Below are 23210 nucleotides of genomic sequence, written 5' to 3' on the forward strand. Positions count from 1 at the left end.
TACCCAAGCACTGGTCGCACTAGCCCGCAAGCTTGCCCGGGTGGTATTTGCTCTGTTGAAAAACCAGAGCGAATACTCACCTAAAGCGGTTTAGGGGCTAGGCATGAACCATAGAATCTCCCACATTGGTTTTGTGGTGAAAACAAGAATATCCACAGGAGCGTGGAACATGCGTTGGGCGACGTATTTCGCCGTGTTGGCGTCTGTCTTGAGTGTCGGTCTGGCCCTGGGGGTCAGCATGCCGCTGGTGTCGTTGCGTCTGGAGGGGTGGGGTTATGGCGCCTTCGCCATCGGCGTGATGGCGGCGATGCCGGCGATTGGCGTGCTGTTGGGGGCGAAGATCTCCAGTCATCTGGCGGCGCGCTTCGGTACGGCCAATCTCATGCGCCTGTGTCTGTGGGCCGGGGCGCTGTCGATCGGTTTGCTGGCGTTGTTGCCCAGCTATCCGATCTGGCTGGTGTTGCGGCTGATGATCGGCGTAATCCTGACCATTGTTTTCATCCTCGGCGAGAGCTGGATCAACCAACTGGTGGTCGAGCAATGGCGCGGACGGCTGGTGGCGCTGTATGGCAGCAGCTATGCGCTGAGCCAATTGTCTGGCCCTTTGCTGCTGGGAGCGCTCGGCACCGATCACGATTACGGTTTCTGGGTCGGTGTGGCGTTACTGACGATTTCGCCCTTGCTGTTGCTGGGCCGCAGTGGTGCGCCGAGCAGTGAAGCAAGCAGCGTGACGTTCAGTGACCTGTGGCGCTTCGCCCGTGAGCTGCCGGCGATTGCCTGGGCGGTGTCGTTGTTTGCGGCGTTCGAGGCGATGATCCTGACACTGCTGCCTGTTTACTGTCTGCGCCAAGGCTTCACCGCAGAAATCGCCCTGGCGATGGTCAGTACCGTGGTGGTTGGCGATGCGTTACTGCAATTGCCGATTGGTGCGTTGGCCGACCGTTTATCCCGCAGGACGCTGTTTACCGGGTGCGCCGTGGTGTTGCTGCTGTCGAGCCTGGCAATTCCGTTGCTGATCGATACGCTGCTGATCTGGCCGTTGTGGGTGCTGTTCGGCGCCAGTGCTGGCGGACTGTTCACGCTGTCGTTGATCCTCATCGGTGAACGTTATCGCGACGATGCGCTGGTGCGTGCCAATGCGCACATCGCGCAACTGTGGGGCGTTGGCTGCCTGGTCGGGCCATTGGCGGCGGGGGCGGGCAGTCAGTGGATCAGTGGTCATGCGCTGCCGTTGTTGATGGCGGCAGGGGCGTTTGGTCTGGTGATTCTGGTGTCGCGCCAAGGCGCGTTTGGCGCGGTGGCCGAGCCTGCCTGAATGCGTGCGGGGGAATACCTCTGGCCGGGCTACAGCATTCGCTCAAGACCGACGGTGGTGCTGAACCACGCATTGAACCGTCGCCACCAACTCCCCGGTTCTTTGGTCAGGGTGTGCATCTGGCCGTTGTCCTCGGTCACCCAGACAATCTGCCCGTTCTCAAGCGTTGCCTCGTAACTCAGTGCCGGTGCCATGCCTTGCAGGGCCAGTTCGCGCACATGCCCGGCGAGTTCGGGGCTGTCCACCAACACCCCGACTTCGGTGTTCCAAAGCACTGAGCGCGGGTCGAAGTTGAATGAGCCGATGAACGACTTCTGTCGGTCGAAGATCATCGCTTTGCTGTGCAGGCTGGAGTCCGAGCCGCGAAACGATTTGCTGTAAAAAATATGCGGGCCGCTGCCGCCGCCATCACCGGGCTGGCGACGCAGCTCGAACAGTTTCACGCCATGCTCCAGCAACGCTTTGCGATAGGGGGCATAGCCGCCGTGCACGGCCGGCACATCGGTGGCTTCCAGCGAATTGGTCAGCAGGGTCACTGAAACGCCCGCGTCGGCGCGTCCGGTCAGGTACACCAGCCCCGGCTGGCCGGGTACGAAGTACGCCGAAACCATGATCAGTTCTTTGCTGACGCCCTTCAGCTCCGGCGCCAGTTGCGTGGTCAGCAACAATTGCGGATCAGGCTCAGCTTTGGCCAGCACCTTGCTCGGCGCATCCCACAGCGCCTGGTTCCAGGCCCAGATCAGCTCTGTGCGCCAGATGTCCATGCGTGGTTCGGTCTTGAACTTCATCAACTGCTGATACAGCGCGTGATTCTGCTTGCGGGTGTCCTCCAGCGATTCTTCCAGGCGTGTGCGGGTGTTCTGCAGATCCTTGGCTGAGGGTTTGCTGGTTAGAAATGCTTCGATCGGTTTGCTCAGCGCGCTGTTCCAGTACTGATCGAAGCTGTGCCCGAGTTGCTCAGCCACGGGCCCCATGCTGAGCATGTCGATGTCGGTGAAATTCAGGTTTGGCTCGGCATCGAAATACTCGTCGCCCAGATTGCGCCCACCCACGATGGCCGCGCTGTTGTCCGCCAGCCACAGTTTGTTGTGCATTCGCCGGTGTTGCAGCGACAGATTGAACAGGCGCCCGGCCGCCCGGGTCACGCCCGTGCTGCGCCCCAGATTCAGCGGGTTGAACAAGCGAATCTGGATCTGCGGATGCGCCGCCAGCGTGGCGATGATCTGGTCCAGGCCGTCGCTGGTGGTGTCGTCAAGCAGGATTCGTACGCGCACGCCACGGTCGGCAGCCTTGAGCAGTTCCTCAACCAGCATCCGCGTGCTGATGCCGTCGTGGACGATGTAGTACTGCAAGTCGAGACTGGTTTGCGCGTGGCGGATCAGTTCGGCGCGTGCGGTGAACGCTTCGGTGCTGTTGGACAACAGGCGGAAACCGGACTGTCCCTGATGGGGCGCTGCCTGCGCCTGAATTGAACGACCGAACGCAGACTCCTTCGCCGGCAGGGCCTGGCTTGGCGTCCGGGGAGCATCGAGCGTGGTGCACCCGCTCAGCGGCAGGACGACCAGCAGTGCAAGCGTAAGGGCGTGTCTGGAACTCAAGTCAGATGTTTCCGAATGTGGGCGGGCCTGGAGTATGGCACGGCGGGCGTGACGGGTTATTCGGCGGAGCCGACGCGCCGACTAGAGCGGCTTGTAGCCTATGACTGTCGGCAGGAGGGAAGTTCTTCAACAGATTGAGGAATTTTCCGGCTCACATCAGCTACGTCTTGTAGCGAATTTTCCGGTGTCGATTGTTACTTCGCCTTACATCACTCCTATACAGCAATCGGAATAATGACGGCGCTGATTCTGATGCAGGATCTTTCCTGTTTTTACTCAGAAAAAGCGCAGATGAATGTCATCTTTCGATTCTTATGGAGTGAGAATTTTCATGCGTAATACCTTTCGTGCAATGGCTGTTGCAAGCGCGCTCTGTCCAGCGCTGGTCATGGCTGACTCAACAGATCTGACCATTACCGGGACGATCATCCCGACCTCCTGCACCCCCGCTTTTTCCGGCGGCAACTTGGTAGACCTGGGCAACATCTCTGCCGCATCGCTGAACCGCGATTATCAGACCGAACTGACCAACCGCAATATCACCTTGAGCGTCAGTTGCTCGGCGTCCGCGCCGATGGCCATCAAGGTGCATGACAACCAGGCCCATACTCAACGGCCGGGCATCGTTGTCGATGGCACCGATTGGAAAATGTACATCTTCGGAATCGGTGAGGTGGGCGGCAACAAGATCGGCGGCTATGGCTTGCGATTCGGCAAACCCTCTGTCGATGGCGAGTTGTCGAGTGTGATGTACAAGCAAGGTACCAGCGCCAATTGGAGCGAGCCGGATACTGCCACGCTCCTGGGTAAAAACTATGAGGGCAACCTGCGTTATTCCTGGGGGCGCAGTACGGCCGCAGGCCCTCTGCCCGGAATGGTGCATACCTTCCCCATAACGCTGGTGCCCGTCATAGGCCCGACGTCGAGTCTGCCGATTACCTCTGACATTTCACTCAACGGTTCGGCGACGTTCGAACTGCTCTACCTCTGAGGACAAGGCACTGCCGCGAACCGTGGTCGGGCAGTGCCGCATGAGCCGCAGAACCCCTCGACGGGTTTGGGTGGCGTCCAGGCTTGTCATTTCCAATCAACACAATCGGCTGGCTCGTTGTCCGGCGCTGCTGGCGTCTGCGTGCTTGTCTGTGGAGCCTTACATGAACGCCTTTGTGCGCAACACCATCGCCAGCATGCTGCTGGTTTCTTTGTGGGGGCCCGATCCTGTTCGGGCGGCGGGGATGGTTCCCGAAACGCCCGTCGTCGTGCTCGATGAAGGCGTCGGTGAAGCAGGGATCAATGTGCTCAACAGCGAGTCACATCCGGCGCTGCTGCACACTTCCATCGAAGACGTGCCGCAAGACACTGAGTCACTGTTATTACTGACGCCGCCGGTGGCGCGCGTCGAACCCGGGACCACGCAGCGTGTGCGGTTCATCCTGCGCAGCGCCGAACCGCTGCAAACCGAGCGCCTCAAGCGTGTGGTGTTCGAGGGCATCGCGCCGCAAGACTCGACCGGCAAAGCCCAGGTAAGCCTGAGCGTGCGGCAGAACATTCCCGTCATCCTGCGTCCGGCCAAATTACCGGTCGACCGCGAACCCTGGAAGCATCTGGTCTGGACGCGCCAGGGCAGCGTGGTCCAGGTGCGTAACCCCAGTCCGTATGTCGTGCGTCTTGGCCACGCGGTGAATTTGCTGCCGGGAGAGCAGGAGATCGATCTGGGGCGCACGTACGTGTTGCCCGGTGAGCAACTGACGTTGAGCGGTGCCGTCGACCCGGGCCGTCGGCCGACACAAGTGCGATTGTTCCCGGTGACCACTTACGGATTTGCCATCGGGCACGTTGACGCGCCGTTGGTGCCGGACTGATGCACGGGAGGCGCTGGGCTGGCGTTTTGCTGGTCATCACTTGGGTTTGTCCGCCGATGCACAGTCATGCCGTTTCAAGTGACACCCGGGCAGTGCCGGCCGCGGTGCAGTTCAATCAGGATGTGCTCAGGTCTCGCGGGCTGGATCCGCATCTGGCCGAGTATTTCAGCCAGGTACCGCGTTTTCGCGAGGGTGCGCAAACCGTAACGCTGGCGGTCAATGGTGTGCCCAAGGGGCGGTTGCGGGTGACGTTCGATGCTGCAGGTGATCTGTGTTTCGCGCCGCCTTTGCTGGAGCGTGGCGGCATCAGGGCAGATCACGTCGAGTCGGAGCCCGGTTCGGGATGCGAACTGTTTGCCCGACGGTTTCCGCAAGCCGTGGTGCAAGCCGATCCTTCTCGGCAACACATCGATCTGCTGATGCCGACCGATACGCTGCTGCCCGATCATCCGGCGCAACGGCGTTTCTTCAACGGCGGTACGGCGGGGCTGTTCAACTACGATGCCTTGCTGCTCGGCAGTCGGTTCGCCGGGCAATCCAGCCAGTACCGCAGCCTCAACAGTGAACTGGGTTTGAACACGGCTGACTGGTCCTTTCGCAGCCGCCAGGCTTACAGCGAATTCGCCGGACAGGGCAGCCTCGAACACCTGTATGCCTACGCTTCACACACCTCGGAACGCTATCAGGCCAACCTTCAATTGGGGCAATTGAACATGGTCTCGCCGCTGTTTTCCGGTGAGGCATTCAACGGTTTTCAGTTGCAGCCCGAAATGGCACTGATGGAACTGGACGAGGACAGCGCCGGTGCCAGAGTCGAGGGCATTGCCTACTCCGCCGCGAGAATCGAGGTCAACCAGAACGGTGCGCTGATCTATACCACCCTAGTGCCCAGCGGCCCCTTCACCCTGGTGGGTTTGCCGCTGCTCAGTCAGAGCGTGGATCTTGAGGTCACGGTGCACGAAGAGGACGGTCAGCAGCGGCGCTTTATTGTCCCGGCGACGCAACTGCTTAGCACGTTGCCGGGCAGGGTGGCGGGCTATGGACTGGCCGCGGGAAAGGTGCGGCGTTACGCCGGCGACGAGCGTGATGCACCGTCGTTTGCTGCCGCCAGCAAGGACTGGCGCCTGAGCCCGCGCTGGCAAGCCACGGCCGGTGCGATGTTCGGCAACGGCTATCAATCGTTGGGCTGGGCGATGCAGGGCGTGGTCGGTGAGCGCCTCGTACTGAGCGGTCGGCAGGTGATGTCGCGGGCCCAGGATCAAGCACTGTCCGGCACCCAGGTACAGTGGGCGGCGAATGGTTTGTTAGGCGAAAGGCTATCGGCCAGTCTGGCGCTGACTCAGCAGACCCGGGATTTCCGCACGCTGTCGGACATCGCGTGGAATCCGCGCGATGACCAGCCGTTCCAGCGCGTGCGCAATCAACTGAGTGCGAGCCTCAGTGCGGGCAGTCTGACTCTGGGTGGTTTCTCTGGGAGTTACTCGCGGTTCTCAATGTTCGACGGGACGGTGACCTCACGGGTCGCCGTTGCCTGGTCGCAGATGATTCGTCGGGCCAATGTTTCTTTCACCCTGGAGCGGGATATCGCCGGGGTAGCGGACGATGCCCGAGGTACGGCAGCATATCTGAGCGTGAGTGTGCCGCTGGGATCGCAGCGGACGTTGCGCGGTTACGTGCGCAATGACTCGGTCGGCGGCACGCGCAGCGGCCTGCGATTCAACGAACAAGTCAGCGATACCCTGGCCTACAGCCTCGGTGCGGAGCGGCCGGATAGTGGCCAATCGGGTTTCAACGGGCGGGTCAATCTGTTGCCCCGATACAGTCAGCTGGATGCGGGTTACTCGCGCAGCGGTAGCGGCGACGAGAGCTATGACGTCGGCCTGCGCGGCGGTGCGCTGGTGCATGACGCCGGCGTGACGCTGTCGCCTTATCCGCTGCGCGAGACCTTCGCATTGCTCAAGGCGGGCGACAGCGCCGGGGTGCGCCTGATCACCCCGCGAGGCCCGGTCTGGACCGACCGTTCCGGCCATGCGGTGGCAGCCAGCCTGCCGGCCTACAGCAAGGGCCGGGTGGAGATCGACACCGCCAGCCTGGGACACAACGTCGATGTGCATAACGCCTATCAGGAGGTCGAGGCTGGACGCGGCGCGGTGCCGCGTCTGGCGTTCGACATGGTCACGGCTCGGCGGGTGCTGTTAGAGGTGCGCACGGTGGATAACGTGTTGGTCGACAAGGGGCTCGGCGTGTTCGACGCACAGGAGCAATACATCACCAGCGTGCTGGGTGCCGGACAGATTTTCCTGTCCGACGTACAGCCTGACCTCGAACTGTATCTGCGGCTTGCGGGCGGTCAGCGCTGTCGACTGGAGTTCGCCATGAGCGAGGCGCGTGACCCTTATGCGCTGTACGAAACCGCGCAGGCCCTCTGCCGGACTGTCTGAAAAAGGAAAGCACCATGCACGGCATCAAAAATCGGGTGGCAGGCGTTGTATGGCTGTGCCTGTTGACGCACATGGGCTGGGCGCAGGCCCGGCCCGACTGCAGCGTCAGACTGGGCCCGGCCGTCGTCGATTTTGGCCGCACGACACGCGGGCAATTGCTGGCGCAGTCACCGCCGGGTGATCCATTGAGTTTCGGATTGCGTCGTGCTCAGGCCAACGTCCAATGCGAACAACCAGGCCCGTTGCGCCTGACGCTGGTCGCGCCAGCGGCTTATGCCGGGCAATACCGCTTTGGTGCGGGCACGCTCAGCGTGCGGGTGCTGACCGTGCGGGTGGACGGTAAAACGGTCGACTGGATCAGTGACGGGCAGGCTCCCGCGGCGGATGCGCGCACTCTGCAACCTGGCGTCAGCCTGATACCGGCGGTCGCGGGAATGGGTATTGAAGGCCGAAGCCTGGAAGTCGAACTGGAACTGGAAGCGCACGTCACCTCGGCAGCCACCCGGGTCAGCGACCTGACCCGATTTGAAACCCGGCTGAGTTTTCGTCAGTAAGGCCATGCTGTCAGGTTGAAAAATGGGGGGAAGTGAAACGTCAGGTGTGGTGAGGGGGCGTGCTCGCGCTTTTACGGAGAACCAGAGGGCCCAGTGGGCGCAAGGTCCCTCGCCACAGCCTGTGTGTCAGTTGCCGTCCTCGGCGAGCAGCCTGGTGGCCGCTGCGCCGACCTTGCGCACCGCCTCTTCGATCTGCGGTGTTGGTTTGGCAGCGTAGTTCATTCGCAGGCAATTGCGGTACTTGCCCGAGGCGGAAAAAATGCTGCCGACCGCAATCTGCACGTTCTGATCATGCAAGGCACGATTGAGTTTCAGCGTGTCAAAACCTTCCGGCAATTCGACCCAAAGAATGAAGCTGCCTTGCGGGCGACTGGCGCGAGTACCTGCCGGAAAGTAGCGCGTGACCCAGTCAATCATTACGTCGCGACTGCGCTGGTATTGTGCACGCATCCTGCGCAAATGCGGTTCGAAGTGGCCTGCTTTGAGAAACTCGGCAATGGCAATCTGTGGTTGCGTCGCGGTGGAGCCAGTGCTGATGTATTTCATGTGCAGCACCCGTTCCAGATAACGACCGGGCGCCACCCAGCCAATACGCAGCCCGGGTGCCAGTGTCTTGGAAAATGAACTGCACAACAGCACGCGGCCGTCTTCGTCGAAGGATTTGATGGTGCGCGGACGCGGGTAGGTATAGGCCAGTTCGCCATATACATCGTCCTCGATGATCGCCACGTCAAAGCGTTGCGCCAGCGTCAACAACGCACGTTTGCGCGACTCCGGCATGATGTAGCCCAGCGGGTTGTTGCAGTTTGGGGTGATCTGGATGGCTTTGATCGGCCATTGCTCCAGCGCCAGTTCCAGGGCTTGGAGGCTGATGCCGGTGAGCGGGTCGGTGGGGATTTCCAGGGCTTTCATGCCCAGGCCTTTGAGGGTCTGCATGGCGCCGTGAAAGCTCGGCGAATCCACCGCGACGATGTCTGCGGGTTCACAGATCGCGCGGATGCTGGTGGACAGCGCCTCGTGACAACCGGTCGTGATGACGAGGTCGCTGGCGTTCAACTGGCAACCCGAGTCGAGCATCAGCCGAGCGATCTGTTCACGCAGTTCGAGGGTGCCGTGGATGTTGTCGTAATACAGACCGGGCATGTCCTGGCGGCGACTGATCTGCGCCAGTCCGCGCAGTAGCGGTTTCATGGTCGGCGTTGTGACGTCGGGCATCCCGCGTCCGAGTTGCACCACATCCTTGCGCGGCACCGCGCGAATCAATTCCAGCACCTGATCCCACTGCGAGATCTCCACCGGGCGCTGCGCCGGACGCCCGACGGCGGGCAGCTCCGGCAACTCGCGACCGACCGGCACGAAATACCCGGACTTGGGTTTTGGTGTGGCCAGGCCACTGTCCTCGAGCACGCGATAAGCCTGCTGCACCGTGCTGAGACTCACGCCATGTTCTACGCTCAAGGCGCGTACCGACGGCAGGCGATCACCCGGACGGTAGAAGCCTTGTTCGATGCGCGTGCCGAGCAGTTCGGCGAGATTCACATATAGCGTCATGACACTGCCTCGATGCAGATGATTCGATAAACCAGTACAGATGCGGCGTAAATCGACAATTCAGTGGCAGAAACAGCAAATCTGTATGGATTTAATGCAGGTTGTTTGGATCTGTAATGCTTTTGCCGGCCCGCGCATCATGGAATCTCTGGCGACCCAAGTAAACAGGAGCGACAAAAATGAACGGCTTGAGCGATGTGCGGCTGACGTTACACAGTCAGGAACTGGTGGCTGGGCAGGAGGACAGTACGTGGAATGCGGCCATGCGCAACGCGCCGTCAGGCCTGAGTCGCTGGGGTCTGTTCTGGCATCGTCTGCACACGCGCAAGGTGTTGCTCGGCCTGACGCCGGAGCAACTCAAGGATGTGGGGCTGACCCGCGAGCAGGCGCAGGAAGAAGGGTTGAAGCCGTTCTGGCGAATCTGAAATCTGTATTGTTTTTGCGGGCCTCTTCGCGAGCAAGCCCGCTCCCACAGGGAATTGCAGTCCTGGTGTGGGAGCGGGCTTGCTCGCGAAGGCTTATAAAAAGATCAGACCAGCTCTTTAAGCCGATGCCACAACATCCCCAGCGCCAGCAGCGGCGAACGCAGATGCTTGCCGCCCGGGAAAGTGATGTGCGGCACCTTGGCAAACAGATCGAAGCCATCGCTGTGCTGCCCGCTGATCGCCTCTGCCAGCAGTTTGCCCGCCAGGTGCGTGGCATTCACCCCGTGGCCGGAATAGGCCTGGGCGTAATACACATTCGGCTGGTCATTGAGCCGGCCAATCTGCGGCAGACGGTTGGCACCGATGCCGATCATCCCGCCCCACTGATAATCGATCTTCACCCCGGCCAGTTGCGGAAAGACGTCGAGCATCTTCGGCTGCATGTAGGCGGTGATGTCCTTCGGATCGCGCCCCGAGTAATGGCAGGCGCCGCCGAACAGTAGACGGCGATCGGCCGAGAGGCGGTAGTAATCCAGCGCTACCCGCTGATCACAGACCGCCATGTTCTGCGGCAGCAAGTTGTGCGCCTGCTCCTCAGTCAAAGGCTCGGTAGCGATGATGTAGCTGCCGGCGGGCAAAACTTTGCCGCTCAGTTGTGGGTTGAGGTTGTTGAGGTAGGCGTTGCAACCGAGCACCAGCGTTTTCGCGCGTACCGAACCCTGCGCTGTGTGCACCTTCACTTCAGAGCCGTAGTCGATGCGGGTCACCGCCGAATGCTCGAACAGTTGCACCCCCAGTTGCTGCGCCGCTGCCGCTTCACCCAACGCCAGATTCAATGGGTGAAGATGCCCGGAACCCATGTCGATCAGCCCGCCAACGTAGCGTTTGGAACCGACCACGGTGTGCATTTCATTGGCTTGCAGCAAACGGGTTTCGTAGCGATAGCCCAGACCGCGCAGTTCTTCGGCGTCTTGGGCAAAGCCTTCGAGGTCGGCGGGTTTGTTGGCGAGGTCGCAGTAGCCCCAGGTCAGGTCGCACTGGATCTGGAAACGCTCGACGCGCTGGCGGACGATTTCCACCGCTTCCAGGCCCATGAGCTTCATCTGCCGCACGCCGTCGGCGCCGATGACATTGGCAAATTGATCGAGACCGTGGCCGACCCCGCGAATCAACTGCCCGCCGTTACGACCACTGGCGCCCCAGCCAATCCTGTGCGCCTCCAGCAACACCACGCGCAGACCGCGTTCGGCCAGTTCCAGCGCCGTGTTCAGCCCGGAAAACCCGCCGCCCACCACGCACACGTCGGCAATCACTTCGCCTTGCAGTCTTGGGTGATCGGGCTGCGGCAGGCTGCTGGCGGCATAGTAGGAGGCAACGTGGGGTTGGCTCGCGAGGTTTCGGGCGCGGGCATTCATGGGCATCATCCAACGGCTAAGTGTCGAGAAAATTTGACGGAGCATAAGCCGCCCGCCCGAAGACGGGCAACACGGGTCGCCCGTTGCTGTCTGGATCACGGCTTTTGCGGCACAATTGCCGCCTATTCTCCGTAGGTCACTGTTTCGATGAGTTGCAACAGCCAGAAAATCCGCACCCTGCGTCAGCAGATCCCCACGTTCGAGTGCGTGCCGGGCTGCCATGACTGCTGCGGGCCAGTGACCACGTCACCCGAAGAGATGGCCCGCCTGCCGCGCAAGACCCGCGCCGAGCAGGATGCGGCGATGGAAGAACTGAACTGTGTGCACCTGGGGCCGAATGGCTGCACGGTGTATGGCGAGCGGCCGCTGATTTGTCGGTTGTTTGGGACGACGAAGACCTTGCCATGCCCGAATGGACGGGGGCCGGTCGAGTTGATTCATCCGCGCGCTGAAAAGCAAATCTTCGAGTACATGGCGGCGAATCGGCAGGTTCTGGTTTAACGGGTTCACTGTTGACCTGGTCGAGCAAGCCCGCCCGCACATTTGGAGTGCATTCCAGCGCGGGCTTGCTCGCGAAGAGGCCGGTACAGGCACCGTCAAATTCAGTCCGGAACCGGCAGGCTCAAACTCTCCTTCACCTCTTCCATCACGATATAGCTCTTCGACTCCCGCACATGCGGCAGCTTGAGCAGGATGTCGCCGAGCAACTTGCGATACGAGGCCATCTCGGAAATTCGCGCTTTCACCAGATAATCGAAATCCCCTGATACCAAATGACATTCCAGCACATGGGGCAATTTCAGCACCGCACGTCGGAACTCTTCGAAAGTATCGCCGGATTTGTAGTCGAGGCTGATCTCGACGAAGACCAAAAGACTACCCTTCAAGTGCTGAGGATTGAGCCGGGCGTTGTAGCTCATGATGATCCCTTCGCGCTCCAGACGTCGTACCCGTTCGGTGCACGGCGTGGTGGAGAGGCCGACTTTTTCCCCGAGTTCGGTAAAGGAAATCCGCCCATCCGCCTGCAGGATCCGCAAGATGTTGCGGTCGATCTTGTCCAGCTCACGTTTGGTCTGAGTGTTGGTACGCATAGGGGATGCGCCTCCGTGAAAAGGGTTTTTGCCGAGAATTGTCGCCAAATATAGGCGCTTATATAGTGAAAAGCACTGGCATTTATTTTTTACACTGCGCTCATCATTGCTCTAACAACACGTCGGCGGTCAGCCGCGATGAGGGATACAAAAATGCGCGTCATGGTCTTGGGTAGCGGCGTCATCGGTACCGCCAGTGCTTATTATCTGGCCCGTGCCGGGTTTGAAGTGGTGGTGGTCGACCGGCAGCCCGCCGCGGCCATGGAGACCAGTTTCGCCAACGCCGGCCAGGTGTCGCCGGGTTATGCCTCGCCGTGGGCCGCGCCGGGTGTGCCGCTCAAGGCCATCAAATGGCTGCTGCAACGCCACGCACCGCTGGCGATCAAGGCCACCGCCGACATCGACCAATACCTGTGGATGGCGCAAATGCTGCGCAACTGCACCGCCAGCCGATACGCGGTGAACAAAGAGCGCATGGTGCGTCTGTCCGAGTACAGCCGCGATTGCCTCGACGAATTACGCGCTGAAACCGGCATCGCTTACGAAGGCCGAAGCCTCGGCACCACCCAATTGTTCCGCACCCAGGCACAACTCGACGGCGCCGCCAAAGACATCGCCGTGCTGAAAGAGTCCGGTGTGCCGTTCGAAGTCCTGGATCGCGCCGGCATCGCCCGGGTCGAGCCAGCGCTGGCTGGCGTTACCGACATCCTCGCCGGCGCGCTGCGCCTGCCGAACGACCAGACCGGCGACTGCCAGATGTTCACCACCCGTCTCGCCGAAATGGCTGTGAAGCTGGGTGTTGAATTCCGTTTCGACCAGGACATCCAGAAGCTCGACTACGCCGGTGATCGCATCAACGGCGTGTGGATCGACGGCAAGCTGGAAACCGCCGACCGCTACGTTCTGGCGCTCGGCAGCTACTCGCCGCAGTTGCTCAAGCCGTTGGGCATCAAGGCGCCTGTTTACCCGCTCAAGGGTTACTCGCTGACCGTGCCGATCACCAACCCGGCAATGGCCCCGACCTCGACCATTCTCGACGAGACCTACAAGGTCGCAATCACCCGTTTCGACAACCGCATCCGCGTCGGCGGCATGGCCGAGATTGCCGGTTTTGACCTGTCGCTGAACCCGCGTCGACGCGAAACCCTGGAGATGATCGTCAACGACCTTTATCCTCAGGGCGGCAATCTGGCCGAGGCGAGTTTCTGGACCGGCCTGCGTCCGACCACGCCGGACGGCACGCCGATTGTGGGCGCCACGCCGTTCAAGAACCTGTTCCTCAACACCGGTCACGGCACGCTCGGCTGGACCATGGCGTGCGGTTCCGGTCGTCTGTTGGCCGACCTGATGGCGAAGAAAAAGCCGCAGATCAGTGCCGAAGGCCTCGATATTTCCCGTTATGGCAACAAATCCCAGGAGTCGACCCAGCATGTCAATCCATCGCCAGCTCACCAATGAGCGCATGAGTCAGATCGTCAGCCACAACGGCACCGTGTTTTTGGCCGGGCAGGTCGGCGACGATTTCGATGCCGGGATTGAACAACAGACCCGCGATGTCCTCGCCAACATCGAGCGCTTGCTGGATCTGGCCGGGACCGACAAACGGCATCTGCTGTCGGCGACGATCTACCTGAACGACATCGAAGCACACTTTGCCGCAATGAACTCCGTGTGGGATCAGTGGTTGCCCAAAGGCGCCGCCCCGGCCCGTGCCACTGTCGAGGCGAAGATGGCCAAGCCGAGCATCCTGGTCGAGATATCCATCGTCGCTGCGTTGCCGTAATCGTTTCAAAGATCCCTCTCCCGGTGTTGTTGGCGGTTCACGCCGTCAGCCAGCGCCGGTTTTTATTCCCATGACCGCCTAGAAGTCTGCCGCCATGCGTCCTGCCCGTGCCCTGATCGACCTTCAAGCCCTGCGTCACAACTACCGAATTGCCCGCGAAGTCACCGGCGCCAAGGCGCTCGCGGTGATCAAGGCAGATGCTTACGGCCACGGCGCGGTTCGTTGCGCCCAGGCGCTGGAAGCTGAGGCTGACGGTTTTGCCGTCGCGTGCATCGAAGAGGCTTTGGAACTGCGCGCCGCCGGCATTCGTGCCCCGGTGTTGTTGCTTGAAGGGATTTTCGAGGCCGATGAGCTGGCGATGATCGTTGAGCATGATTTCTGGTGCGTGGTGCATTCGCTGTGGCAGCTCGAAGTGATCGAGCAGGCCGCGTTGAGCAAACCGATCACCGTGTGGCTGAAGCTCGACTCGGGCATGCACCGTGTCGGTCTGCATCCCAAGGATTACCCGGCGGCCTACCAGCGACTGCTGGCCAGCGGCAAAGTCGCGAAGATCGTGCTGATGAGCCACTTCGCCCGTGCCGATGAACTGCATGCGCAGACCAGTGCTGATCAGGTGGCGGTCTTCGAGGCCGCGCGCCAGGGCCTCGCCGCCGAAGTCAGCCTGCGCAATTCGCCCGCTGTACTCGGTTGGCCGCAGATCCACAGCGACTGGGTACGCCCGGGCATCATGCTTTACGGCGCCACGCCGTTCGAAGAAGCCAACGCTGTGGCCGAGCGCCTGCAACCGGTGATGACTCTCGAATCAAAAGTTATCTGCGTACGCGAATTGCCGGTCGGCGAACCCATTGGCTACGGCGCCAAATTCGTCACGGATAAACCGATGCGCATCGGCGTGGTCGCCATGGGTTACGCCGATGGCTACCCGCGTCAGGCACCGACCGGCACACCTGTGCTGGTGGCCGGCAAGCACAGTCGCCTACTCGGTCGGGTATCGATGGACATGCTGTGCATCGACCTGACGGATGTGCCGGAAGCCGGGCTGGGTTCAACTGTCGAGTTGTGGGGCAAAAACATCCTCGCCAGCGACGTCGCGAAGTGGGCCGACACCATTCCTTACCAGATCTTCTGCAACCTGCGTCGGGTGCCAAGGCTCTATTCCGAGGGTTGAGGCAGCTGCGGGGCCCAAGTGTTGTAAATACTGAACGCTGTCGCCATGATAACGCTCAATATTCTTACAACATCAGGAGGCTCCAGCCTTGGACGTCGGTGAACGACTGCAATCGATCCGCAAGCTCAAAGGGCTTTCCCAGCGTGAACTCGCCAAGCGCGCGGGCGTCACCAACAGCACCATTTCGATGATCGAAAAGAACAGCGTCAGCCCTTCGATCAGTTCGCTGAGGAAGGTTCTGGGCGGCATTCCCATGTCGATGGTCGAATTCTTCTCCGAAGAAATCCTGCAGGAACAACCGACTCAGATCGTCTACAAAGCCAACGAGCTGATCGACATTTCCGACGGCGCCGTGACCATGAAACTGGTCGGCCGTGCACACCCGAGCCGGGCCATCGCATTCCTCAACGAAATCTACCCACCGGGCGCCGACACCGGCGAAGAAATGCTCACCCACGAGGGTGAGGAAACCGGGATTCTGGTGGAAGGTCGTCTGGAACTGGTGGTGGGCCTCGAAACTTTTATTCTCGAAGCCGGCGACAGCTACTATTTTGAAAGTACCAAGCCCCATCGTTTCCGCAATCCGTTCGACTTGCCCGCGCGACTAATCAGCGCAGCCACGCCGGCGAATTTTTAAACAAAGAGGCGCCAGGCCACTATGGCGAAGGCACCCGAACCGTTTTAGCGATGTGCAACAAGACCCCTTTAACTTTGGGGTTGTTTCAGTGTGGCGGGCTACCCGCTATACTTGCGCCCGCCTGCGAACCGTGGCCGCAGGCGTGAATAGCCACCATTGAGGGTGAACGCGTGAACCTAATTATGAAAATGCTGGCTGCACCAGCAACCGTACTGGCCCTCTGGGCTGTCAGCGCTCAAGCTGCGACGAATGACGACATTGCCAAGCGCCTGGAGCCCGTAGGCCAGGTGTGTGTACAAGGTCAGGAATGCAAAGGGATGGAAGTGGCAGCGACCGCCGGCGGTGGCGGCGGGGCGAAAACCCCGGACGAAGTGATTGCCAAACATTGCAACGCTTGCCATGGCACAGGTCTGCTGGGCGCACCGAAAATCGGTGACACCGCCGCCTGGAAAGAACGCGCCGATCACCAGGGCGGCCTCGACGGCATCCTGGCCAAAGCCATCACGGGCATTAACTCGATGCCGCCGAAAGGCACCTGCGCTGATTGCACGGATGACGAGCTCAAGGGCGCTATCCAGAAGATGTCCGGCCTGAAGTAAGGCGCTCTTTTGATGAAAAAAACCGTCTTCGGACGGTTTTTTTGTGCCTGCGATTCTGACCCTGGGCTGTTCATTGCAGCAAAGTAGCGGCAAGCTCGGTCTACCTCTATTCACGCAAAGGGCGGGAGGCTTCAGATGGTGCAGTTGTGTTCAATCGAACAGGCAGTGGACGACGTGCTCACGCGGTTGCCGGCGCATATTCAAATGGGTTTGCCGCTGGGGCTGGGCAAACCCAATCATTTCGTCAACGCGCTATACCGGCGAATCAAAGGGCTGCCCGAGCGGCAACTGACGATCTACACCGCCCTGTGCCTGGGGCGGCCGAGCCTTGGCGATGGCTTGCAGAAACGCTTCATCGAGCCCTTCGTAGACCGCGTCTTCGGCGATTACCCGGAATTCGATTTCCTCGCTGACCTGCACCGCGACAGCCTGCCCGCCAACATCCGCATCGAACAGTTTTTCATGCAGCCCGGCAGCCTGCTCAATAGTCCCCCGGCCCAGCAGGACTACGTCAGCAGTAATTACAGCCACGCCGCCCGCGACATCAACGCCGCCGGCCTGAACCTGGTCGCGCAGTTGCTCGCCAGCAGCAGTGAGCATCCCGACCGCTTGAGCCTGAGTTGCAACCCGGACATCACCCTCGACCTGTTGCCGATGATCGCCAAGCGTCGCGCGGCGGGGGAGACGATTTTGCTGGTCGGCCAAGTGCATACCGATTTGCCGTACATGCCCGGCGATGCCGAGGTTGATATCGATACCTTCGACTTTTTGATTGACGAGAAGGACAGCACCACGTTGTTTTCCACGCCGAACATGCCGGTTGGCTTTCAGGATCATTTCATCGGCCTGCATGCCAGTACGCTGGTGCGTGACGGCGGAACGTTGCAGGTCGGCATTGGTTCTATGGGCGATGCACTGACGGCTGCGTTGCTGGCACGCCAGGCGGATAACGCAGGATATCGGGCATTGCTGGCAGACGTGAATGTCAGCCAGTGGGCGCAATTGATCGAACGTGAGGGCGGCACCGCACCGTTCGCCAAAGGCCTTTACGGTTGCAGCGAAATGTTCGTCAACGGCTTGCTGGTGCTAGCGGATGCGGGGATTATCCGGCGCAAGGTCTACCCCGATGTCCACACGCAAGAGCAGGCCAACGCCGGCACCCTCGATGAGGCCGCGCAGCCTGACGGCATCTCGGTGCACGGCGGCTTCTTCCTTGGCCCGCGCAGTTTTTACCAGCGTCTGCGCGAGTTGCCGCAGAGCAAGCGCCTCGAATTCAACATGACCCGCATCAGCTACATCAACGAGTTGTATGGGCAGGAAGAACTCAAGCGTTTGCAGCGTCTTGATGCACGGTTTATCAACACCGTCTTCACCATGACCCTGCTTGGCGCCGGCGTGTCGGATCAGCTCGAAGACGGACGGGTGCTCAGCGGGGTCGGCGGGCAATACAATTTTGTCGCCCAGGCCCACGCGTTGCACGATGCACGCTCGATTCTGATCCTGCGCAGCTGGCGCGAATCGGGGGGCGACGTCAGCTCCAACATCGTCTGGGAATACGGCCACTGCACGATTCCACGGCATCTGCGCGATATCGTCGTCACCGAGTACGGCATTGCCGATCTGCGCGGCAAGACCGACGCAGCGGTGATCGAGGCGTTGCTCAATATCAGCGATTCGCGCTTCCAGGCGGGGCTGATCGAACAGGCGCAGACAGTCGGCAAACTGCCGAAGGATTTCCGCATTGATCCACGATTTGCCGATAACACGCCGCAACGCTTGCAGGCGATTGCCGCGCGACACCCGAACCTGTTTCCGGAGTATCCGTTGGGCTGTGATTTCACGATGATCGAGCGGGATCTGTTGCGGGCGCTGAACTGGTTGAAGAGCAAGTTCAAGCTGACTGAGATTCTGGAACTGGGCAAGGCCGCGCTGGATGCGCCAGACGCTTCAACATTCCCTGAACACCTGGAGCGGATGCAGCTCAAGAATCCGGAAGGGTTAAAGGATGACCTGTTCCAGCGCCTGCTGCTCACGGGCCTCAAAGCCACTGCGAACTAACGGCCTGCTGCAAAACCAACTGTGGGAGCGGGCTTGCTCGCGAAAGCGGTAAATCAGTCAACCAGGATCTCGACTGACACTACTCATTCGCGAGCAAGCCCGCTCCCACAGGGGGCGGTGTGGCTTTATTCGATGAAGGTTACAACGCCGTCCTTCAGCGATTTAACGCGAGCCAGCGACTCAACGCGATAGCCCTGCGAATCCAGCTCGGCACGGCCGCCCTGGAACGACTTCTCGATGACGATGCCCAGGCCGGCGACGGTGGCGCCTGCCTGCTTGATGATCGAGATCAGCGCTTGCGACGCCTTACCGTTGGCCAAAAAGTCGTCGATGATCAGCACGCGGTCGCTGCTGGTCAGGTGACGCGGGGAGATGGCCACGGTGCTTTCGGTCTTTTTGGTGAACGAGTAAACGGTCGCCGACAGCAGGTTTTCGGTCAGGGTCAGGGACTGTTGCTTGCGGGCGAAGATCACCGGCACGCCGAGGTTCAGACCGGTCATGATCGCCGGGGCAATGCCCGAGGCTTCGATGGTGACGATTTTGGTGATGCCCGAATCCTTGAACAGCGTGGCGAACTCGTCGCCAATCAGCTTCATCAGGGCCGGGTCGATCTGGTGGTTCAGGAAGGCGTCGACCTTCAGGACCTGGTCGGAAAGCACGATGCCTTGTTCGCGGATTTTCTGGTGCAATGCTTCCATGAAGCTGTCCTCATTTGGCGTTTTGTGCGCCGAAGGTCTAGTAAAAAAAGTGGTCAATTCTAGCGCTTTAGCATCGCGCGTATATCGGCCAATGCGTTGTTGCCCCGCACGGCTTTGACTTCGGTCGGTGTGTCGTCGTTGCCTTCCCACGCCAGATCGTCCGGTGGCAGCTCATCGAGGAAGCGGCTGGGCGCACAATCGATGATTTCGCCGTACTGCTTGCGCTTGGCGGCGAAGGTGAAGGCCAGGGTCTGACGAGCACGAGTGATACCCACGTAGGCCAGACGGCGTTCTTCTTCGATGGTGTCGGCTTCGATGCTGGAGCGGTGCGGGAGGATTTCCTCTTCCATGCCCATGATGAACACGTAAGGGAATTCCAGACCCTTGGACGCATGCAGCGTCATCATCTGCACGCCTTCGGCGCCATCCTCCTCTTCCTGCTGACGTTCGAGCATGTCGCGCAGGACCAGTTTGCCGATGGCGTCCTCGACGGTCATTTCGCCTTCTTCGTCCTTCTCGAGGGTGTTTTTCAACGCCTCGATCAGGAACCAGACGTTGCCCATCCGGTAGTCGGCCGCCTTGTCGCTGGAGCTGTTGGTGCGCAGCCAGTTCTCGTAGTCGATGTCCATGACCATGCTGCGCAGGGCTGAGATCGGGTCTTCGCCGGCGCACTGCTCGCGCACCTTGTCCATGAAACGCTTGAAACGCGACAGGCGATCGGTGAAGCGGCTGTCGAGATGTTCGCCCAGACCGATTTCGTCGGTGGCCGCGTACATCGAGATCTTGCGTTCGGTGGCGTAGTTGCCGAGTTTTTCCAGGGTGGTCGAGCCGATTTCGCGGCGCGGCACGTTGATCACCCTCAGGAAGGCGTTGTCGTCATCCGGGTTCACGATCAGCCGGAAGTAGGCCATCAGGTCTTTCACTTCCTGGCGGCCGAAGAAGCTGTTGCCGCCGCTCAAGCGGTAAGGCACCTGATGGTGCTGCAACTTCAGTTCGATCAGTTTGGCCTGATAGTTACCGCGATAGAGGATCGCGAAATCGCTGTAGGGCCGGTCGGTGCGCAAGTGCAGGCTGAGGATTTCCATGGCCACGCGCTCGGCCTCGGCGTCCTCGTTGCGGCAGCGGATTACGCGGATCTCGTCGCCGTGGCCCATCTCACTCCACAGTTGTTTTTCGAATTCGTGCGGGTTGTTCGAGATCAGCACGTTGGCGCAACGCAGAATGCGGCTGGTGGAGCGGTAGTTCTGCTCCAGCATCACCACTTTCAGGGACGGATAGTCGTCCTTGAGCAGCATCAGGTTTTCCGGGCGCGCACCGCGCCAGGCGTAGATCGACTGGTCGTCGTCGCCCACCACGGTGAACTGGTTACGCTTGCCGATGAGCATTTTCACCAGCAGGTACTGGCTGGCGTTGGTGTCCTGGTATTCGTCGACCAGCAGGTAACGCACCTTGTTCTGCCACTTTTCGAGAATGTCGGCGTGCTCTTCGAAGAGCTTCACCGGCAGCAGAATCAGGTCGTCGAAGTCCACCGCGTTGAACGCCTTGAGCGTGCGCTGATAGTGGGTGTAGACGATGGCGGCGGTCTGCTCCTTGGGATTACGTGCGTTCTCCAGCGCCTGGGGCGGCAGGATCAGGTCGTTTTTCCAGGCGCCGATCATGTTCTTGATCTCGTCGACGCCGTCGTCGCCTGCGTATTCCTTCTGCATGATGTCGGTCATCAGGGCTTTGACGTCGGTCTCGTCGAAAATCGAGAAACCGGGTTTGTAGCCCAGCCGCGCATGTTCCTTGCGGATGATATTCAGGCCCAGGTTGTGGAAGGTGCAGACCGTCAGGCCGCGACCTTCACCGGCACGCAGCAGGGTGCCGACCCGTTCCTTCATCTCGCGCGCGGCCTTGTTGGTAAAGGTCATGGCGACGATGTACTGGGCGCGGATGCCGCAGTTCTGGATCAGGTGCGCAATTTTGCGCGTGATCACGCTGGTCTTGCCGGAGCCAGCACCGGCGAGCACCAATAGAGGGCCGCCGACGTAGTTCACGGCTTCTTGCTGCCGGGGATTGAGTCGGGACATACGAAAATTCGGGAGTCGTTGACGAAATGGGCCGGCATTTTAACAGGCTCAGCGATTTGTGCTGCTCTGTCCGACTTGTGACGCACCACGCGATTCGAATTTGCCGGTTTTGTTACTTTCACGCAGGATGCGCGGAGATTTTGCGGCTAATGTTCTCATTCGTGACAAAAAATAACGTTCTGATAACCGTTGTCATTTGGTCATTGAACGGCGCAACGGCATAATGCCCCGCCCACATCATTGCAGAGTCTAGGGAGCTAGCTTGTCTACGCCTGTCGAACCCTTGCGTTTGCTGCTACTGGCCGAAGAGCCAGCGTGGACAGCGTTATTGCGTGAGTGTCTGGCTCCGATGGGGAGCGCGGCGGTGCTGATCAGCGCGCCGAGCTGGGAGTCGGTCCGCCGTTTGTTCGAAGACAACCGCCACGCGGTGCTGTTGACCGTTCCCGCGTTGCAACCGCTCCCCGGTCGTTGCTGCCTGCCGACGGTATTGTTGCTGGACCAAGAGCCAGCCACCGCGCCCGTTGGCGTCAGCGACTGGCTGGTGTTCGATGCCCTTGACGCCGGCATGCTGCGTCGTTGCCTGCGCCATGTGCGCGAACGCGGCCTGCTGGAAAACACCCTGCAACGCCTCGCCGAACAGGATCCGCTGACCGGTATCGCCAATCGTCAGGGTTTTCAGACCTTGCTCGCGGCGCGCCTCGCGGAAAACGACGGCCGTGGTCTGGCGCTCGGGCATCTCGATCTCGACAACTTCCGCCACGCCAACGACGCCCTCGGCCATCAGGCCGGCGACCGCTTGATCCTGCAAGTGGTGTCGCGGCTGAAGAATCAGCTGGAGGCCGGCGATCAGTTGGCGCGGTTGGGCAGCGACGAATTTGCCTTATTGATCGACACCCGCCGGGCCCCGCAACGCGCCGAGTGGATGGCCGAACGGATCACCGAAGCCTTGGCCGAACCGTATTGGGTCGATGGCGAAAGCCTGCTGATCGGCTCCAGCCTTGGTATTGCACATGCCCGCGCCCAGGGCGGCGCCGATCCGCTGATGTGGCACGCGCACATCGCCATGCAGCAAGCCAAGAGTACCCAGGGCTGCACCTTTCATATCTTCAACGAGCGCATCAACCGCAACGCGCGAAGCATGGCTGACCTGGAAAGCGAGTTGCGCCGGGCTTTGCGCCGCGATGAACTGGAGCTGCATTACCAGCCACGTTTGAATCTTGCAGACGGGCAGATCGTCGGCCTCGAAGCTCTGGTGCGCTGGCGTCATGGCGAGCGTGGTCTGTTGCCGCCCAGCGAATTCGTGCCGCTGGCTGAGCAGAGCGGTCTGATCGTGCCGCTCGGTTACTGGGTGATTTCCCGGGCGCTGCGGGACATGCAGGCGCTGCGCGAGCGCGGACTGCCAGCGCTGCACATGGCGATCAATCTGTCGTTCCGGCAGTTTCAGGACAGTCAGTTGCTGCCGACCCTCAGCCGTTTGATCGCCGAACGTGGTGTCGAGGCGCAGTGGCTGGAATTCGAACTCACCGAAACGGCCGTCATGCGCCGCAGCGATCTGGTCAAACAGACCATGGACGCCCTCGGTCGCCTCGGCGTGCGCTTCTCGCTGGATGATTTCGGCACCGGTTTTTCGTCGTTTGTGCACCTCAACAGCCTGCCGATCACCTTGCTGAAGATTGACAAGAGTTTTGTCGGCGGCATGGAGCAGCGCGAAGAGAACCGCAAACTGGTGCACGCAATGATCAACCTCGCGCACAACCTGCATCTGGAAGTGGTGGCCGAAGGGGTGGAAACCCCGGAACAGCTGGAGTTGCTGCGCGGCTTTGCTTGCGATCAGGTGCAGGGTTATCTGATCAGCCGGCCGCTGCCGTTGGCGGAGTTGGTTGAGTACCTGACGTTCGGTTCCAGCCAACAGCCAGTAATGGAAATCGTGAGCTGAACACAAAACC

The 23210-nt window shown here is 60.6% G+C and carries 20 protein-coding genes; 14 read left to right on the plus strand and 6 right to left on the minus strand.

Annotated features, from left to right (window positions below; genetic code table 11):
* Positions 1-169: 169 nt before the first annotated feature.
* Positions 170-1315 (plus strand): MFS transporter, encoded by a 1146-nt coding sequence (locus AACY11_RS24270; protein WP_339433782.1) that lies wholly within the window; start codon positions 170-172, stop codon positions 1313-1315.
* Positions 1316-1344: 29 nt separating this feature from the next.
* Here AACY11_RS24270 and AACY11_RS24275 read toward each other — a convergent pair whose 3' ends face one another.
* The gene (locus AACY11_RS24275) at positions 1345-2913 is read right to left on the minus strand and encodes a phospholipase D family protein (protein ID WP_339466463.1); all 1569 of its coding nucleotides are present in this window, start codon (positions 2911-2913) and stop codon (positions 1345-1347) included.
* A 388-nt stretch (positions 2914-3301) separates the two neighbouring features.
* On the opposite strand from AACY11_RS24275, the gene AACY11_RS24280 reads away from it, so the two are divergent.
* The 4 genes from AACY11_RS24280 (at position 3302) to AACY11_RS24295 (ending at position 7770) form a co-directional block, all read left to right on the plus strand.
* On the plus strand, positions 3302-3904 hold the full coding sequence (locus AACY11_RS24280; RefSeq protein WP_339466465.1) for a DUF1120 domain-containing protein: 603 nt from the start codon (positions 3302-3304) through the stop codon (positions 3902-3904).
* Positions 3905-4067: 163 nt separating this feature from the next.
* On the plus strand, positions 4068-4775 hold the full coding sequence (locus AACY11_RS24285; protein ID WP_339433779.1) for a fimbria/pilus chaperone family protein: 708 nt from the start codon (positions 4068-4070) through the stop codon (positions 4773-4775).
* Positions 4775-7216, plus strand: coding sequence for a fimbria/pilus outer membrane usher protein (locus tag AACY11_RS24290; RefSeq protein ID WP_339495886.1), 2442 nt, complete (start codon positions 4775-4777; stop codon positions 7214-7216). The genes AACY11_RS24285 and AACY11_RS24290 overlap by 1 nt, the downstream gene beginning before the upstream one ends.
* Before the next feature lie 14 nt (positions 7217-7230).
* Positions 7231-7770, plus strand: coding sequence for a hypothetical protein (locus AACY11_RS24295; protein ID WP_339466467.1), 540 nt, complete (start codon positions 7231-7233; stop codon positions 7768-7770).
* A gap of 126 nt (positions 7771-7896) precedes the next feature.
* Here the strand turns inward: AACY11_RS24295 and AACY11_RS24300 are convergent, their stop codons facing one another.
* Complete coding sequence (locus tag AACY11_RS24300; protein WP_339433776.1) at positions 7897-9321, minus strand: aminotransferase-like domain-containing protein; 1425 nt, start codon at positions 9319-9321, stop codon at positions 7897-7899.
* A gap of 179 nt (positions 9322-9500) precedes the next feature.
* Here AACY11_RS24300 and AACY11_RS24305 point away from each other — a divergent pair, with 179 nt between their 5' ends.
* The gene (locus AACY11_RS24305) at positions 9501-9746 is read left to right on the plus strand and encodes a DUF1127 domain-containing protein (protein ID WP_339433775.1); all 246 of its coding nucleotides are present in this window, start codon (positions 9501-9503) and stop codon (positions 9744-9746) included.
* Between the two features lie 104 nt (positions 9747-9850).
* Here AACY11_RS24305 and AACY11_RS24310 read toward each other — a convergent pair whose 3' ends face one another.
* A complete protein-coding gene (locus AACY11_RS24310; protein WP_339433774.1) occupies positions 9851-11161 on the minus strand; it encodes an NAD(P)/FAD-dependent oxidoreductase in 1311 nt (436 codons plus the stop codon).
* A gap of 147 nt (positions 11162-11308) precedes the next feature.
* Between AACY11_RS24310 and AACY11_RS24315 the strand changes: the two genes are divergently transcribed.
* Complete coding sequence (locus AACY11_RS24315; protein ID WP_221730875.1) at positions 11309-11662, plus strand: YkgJ family cysteine cluster protein; 354 nt, start codon at positions 11309-11311, stop codon at positions 11660-11662.
* 101 nt (positions 11663-11763) lie between these two features.
* Here the strand turns inward: AACY11_RS24315 and AACY11_RS24320 are convergent, their stop codons facing one another.
* Positions 11764-12252 carry an Lrp/AsnC ligand binding domain-containing protein gene (locus tag AACY11_RS24320; protein ID WP_221730874.1) on the minus strand — a complete coding sequence of 163 codons (489 nt, stop codon included), beginning with the start codon at positions 12250-12252 and terminating at the stop codon, positions 11764-11766.
* Positions 12253-12405: 153 nt separating this feature from the next.
* Here AACY11_RS24320 and dadA point away from each other — a divergent pair, with 153 nt between their 5' ends.
* The 6 genes from dadA (at position 12406) to AACY11_RS24350 (ending at position 18497) form a co-directional block, all read left to right on the plus strand.
* Complete coding sequence (dadA, locus tag AACY11_RS24325; protein WP_339495887.1) at positions 12406-13710, plus strand: D-amino acid dehydrogenase; 1305 nt, start codon at positions 12406-12408, stop codon at positions 13708-13710.
* Positions 13682-14035, plus strand: a complete 354-nt coding sequence (locus tag AACY11_RS24330) for a RidA family protein (protein WP_339433772.1) — start codon at positions 13682-13684, stop codon at positions 14033-14035. The genes dadA and AACY11_RS24330 overlap by 29 nt, the downstream gene beginning before the upstream one ends.
* Positions 14036-14129: 94 nt before the next feature.
* The gene (alr, locus tag AACY11_RS24335) at positions 14130-15203 is read left to right on the plus strand and encodes an alanine racemase (RefSeq protein ID WP_339495888.1); all 1074 of its coding nucleotides are present in this window, start codon (positions 14130-14132) and stop codon (positions 15201-15203) included.
* 88 nt (positions 15204-15291) lie between these two features.
* The gene (locus AACY11_RS24340; protein WP_221730870.1) at positions 15292-15840 is read left to right on the plus strand and encodes a cupin domain-containing protein; all 549 of its coding nucleotides are present in this window, start codon (positions 15292-15294) and stop codon (positions 15838-15840) included.
* A 182-nt stretch (positions 15841-16022) separates the two neighbouring features.
* Positions 16023-16439 (plus strand): c-type cytochrome, encoded by a 417-nt coding sequence (locus AACY11_RS24345; RefSeq protein WP_221730929.1) that lies wholly within the window; start codon positions 16023-16025, stop codon positions 16437-16439.
* A gap of 135 nt (positions 16440-16574) precedes the next feature.
* Positions 16575-18497, plus strand: coding sequence for an acetyl-CoA hydrolase/transferase C-terminal domain-containing protein (locus tag AACY11_RS24350; protein ID WP_339433770.1), 1923 nt, complete (start codon positions 16575-16577; stop codon positions 18495-18497).
* 125 nt (positions 18498-18622) lie between these two features.
* On the opposite strand, the gene AACY11_RS24355 is transcribed toward AACY11_RS24350, so the two are convergent.
* On the minus strand, positions 18623-19195 hold the full coding sequence (locus AACY11_RS24355; protein WP_003229440.1) for a xanthine phosphoribosyltransferase: 573 nt from the start codon (positions 19193-19195) through the stop codon (positions 18623-18625).
* A gap of 59 nt (positions 19196-19254) precedes the next feature.
* Entirely contained in the window at positions 19255-21264 is a 2010-nt protein-coding gene (gene rep, locus AACY11_RS24360; RefSeq protein WP_339433769.1) for a DNA helicase Rep, read from the minus strand.
* Between the two features lie 262 nt (positions 21265-21526).
* Here rep and AACY11_RS24365 point away from each other — a divergent pair, with 262 nt between their 5' ends.
* Positions 21527-23200 carry a putative bifunctional diguanylate cyclase/phosphodiesterase gene (locus tag AACY11_RS24365; protein WP_339433768.1) on the plus strand — a complete coding sequence of 558 codons (1674 nt, stop codon included), beginning with the start codon at positions 21527-21529 and terminating at the stop codon, positions 23198-23200.
* The last annotated feature ends 10 nt before the right edge of the window (positions 23201-23210 follow it).

This window comes from Pseudomonas sp. RA_105y_Pfl2_P56 (genome assembly GCF_963970845.1).
Lineage (GTDB): Bacteria > Pseudomonadota > Gammaproteobacteria > Pseudomonadales > Pseudomonadaceae > Aquipseudomonas > Aquipseudomonas baetica_A.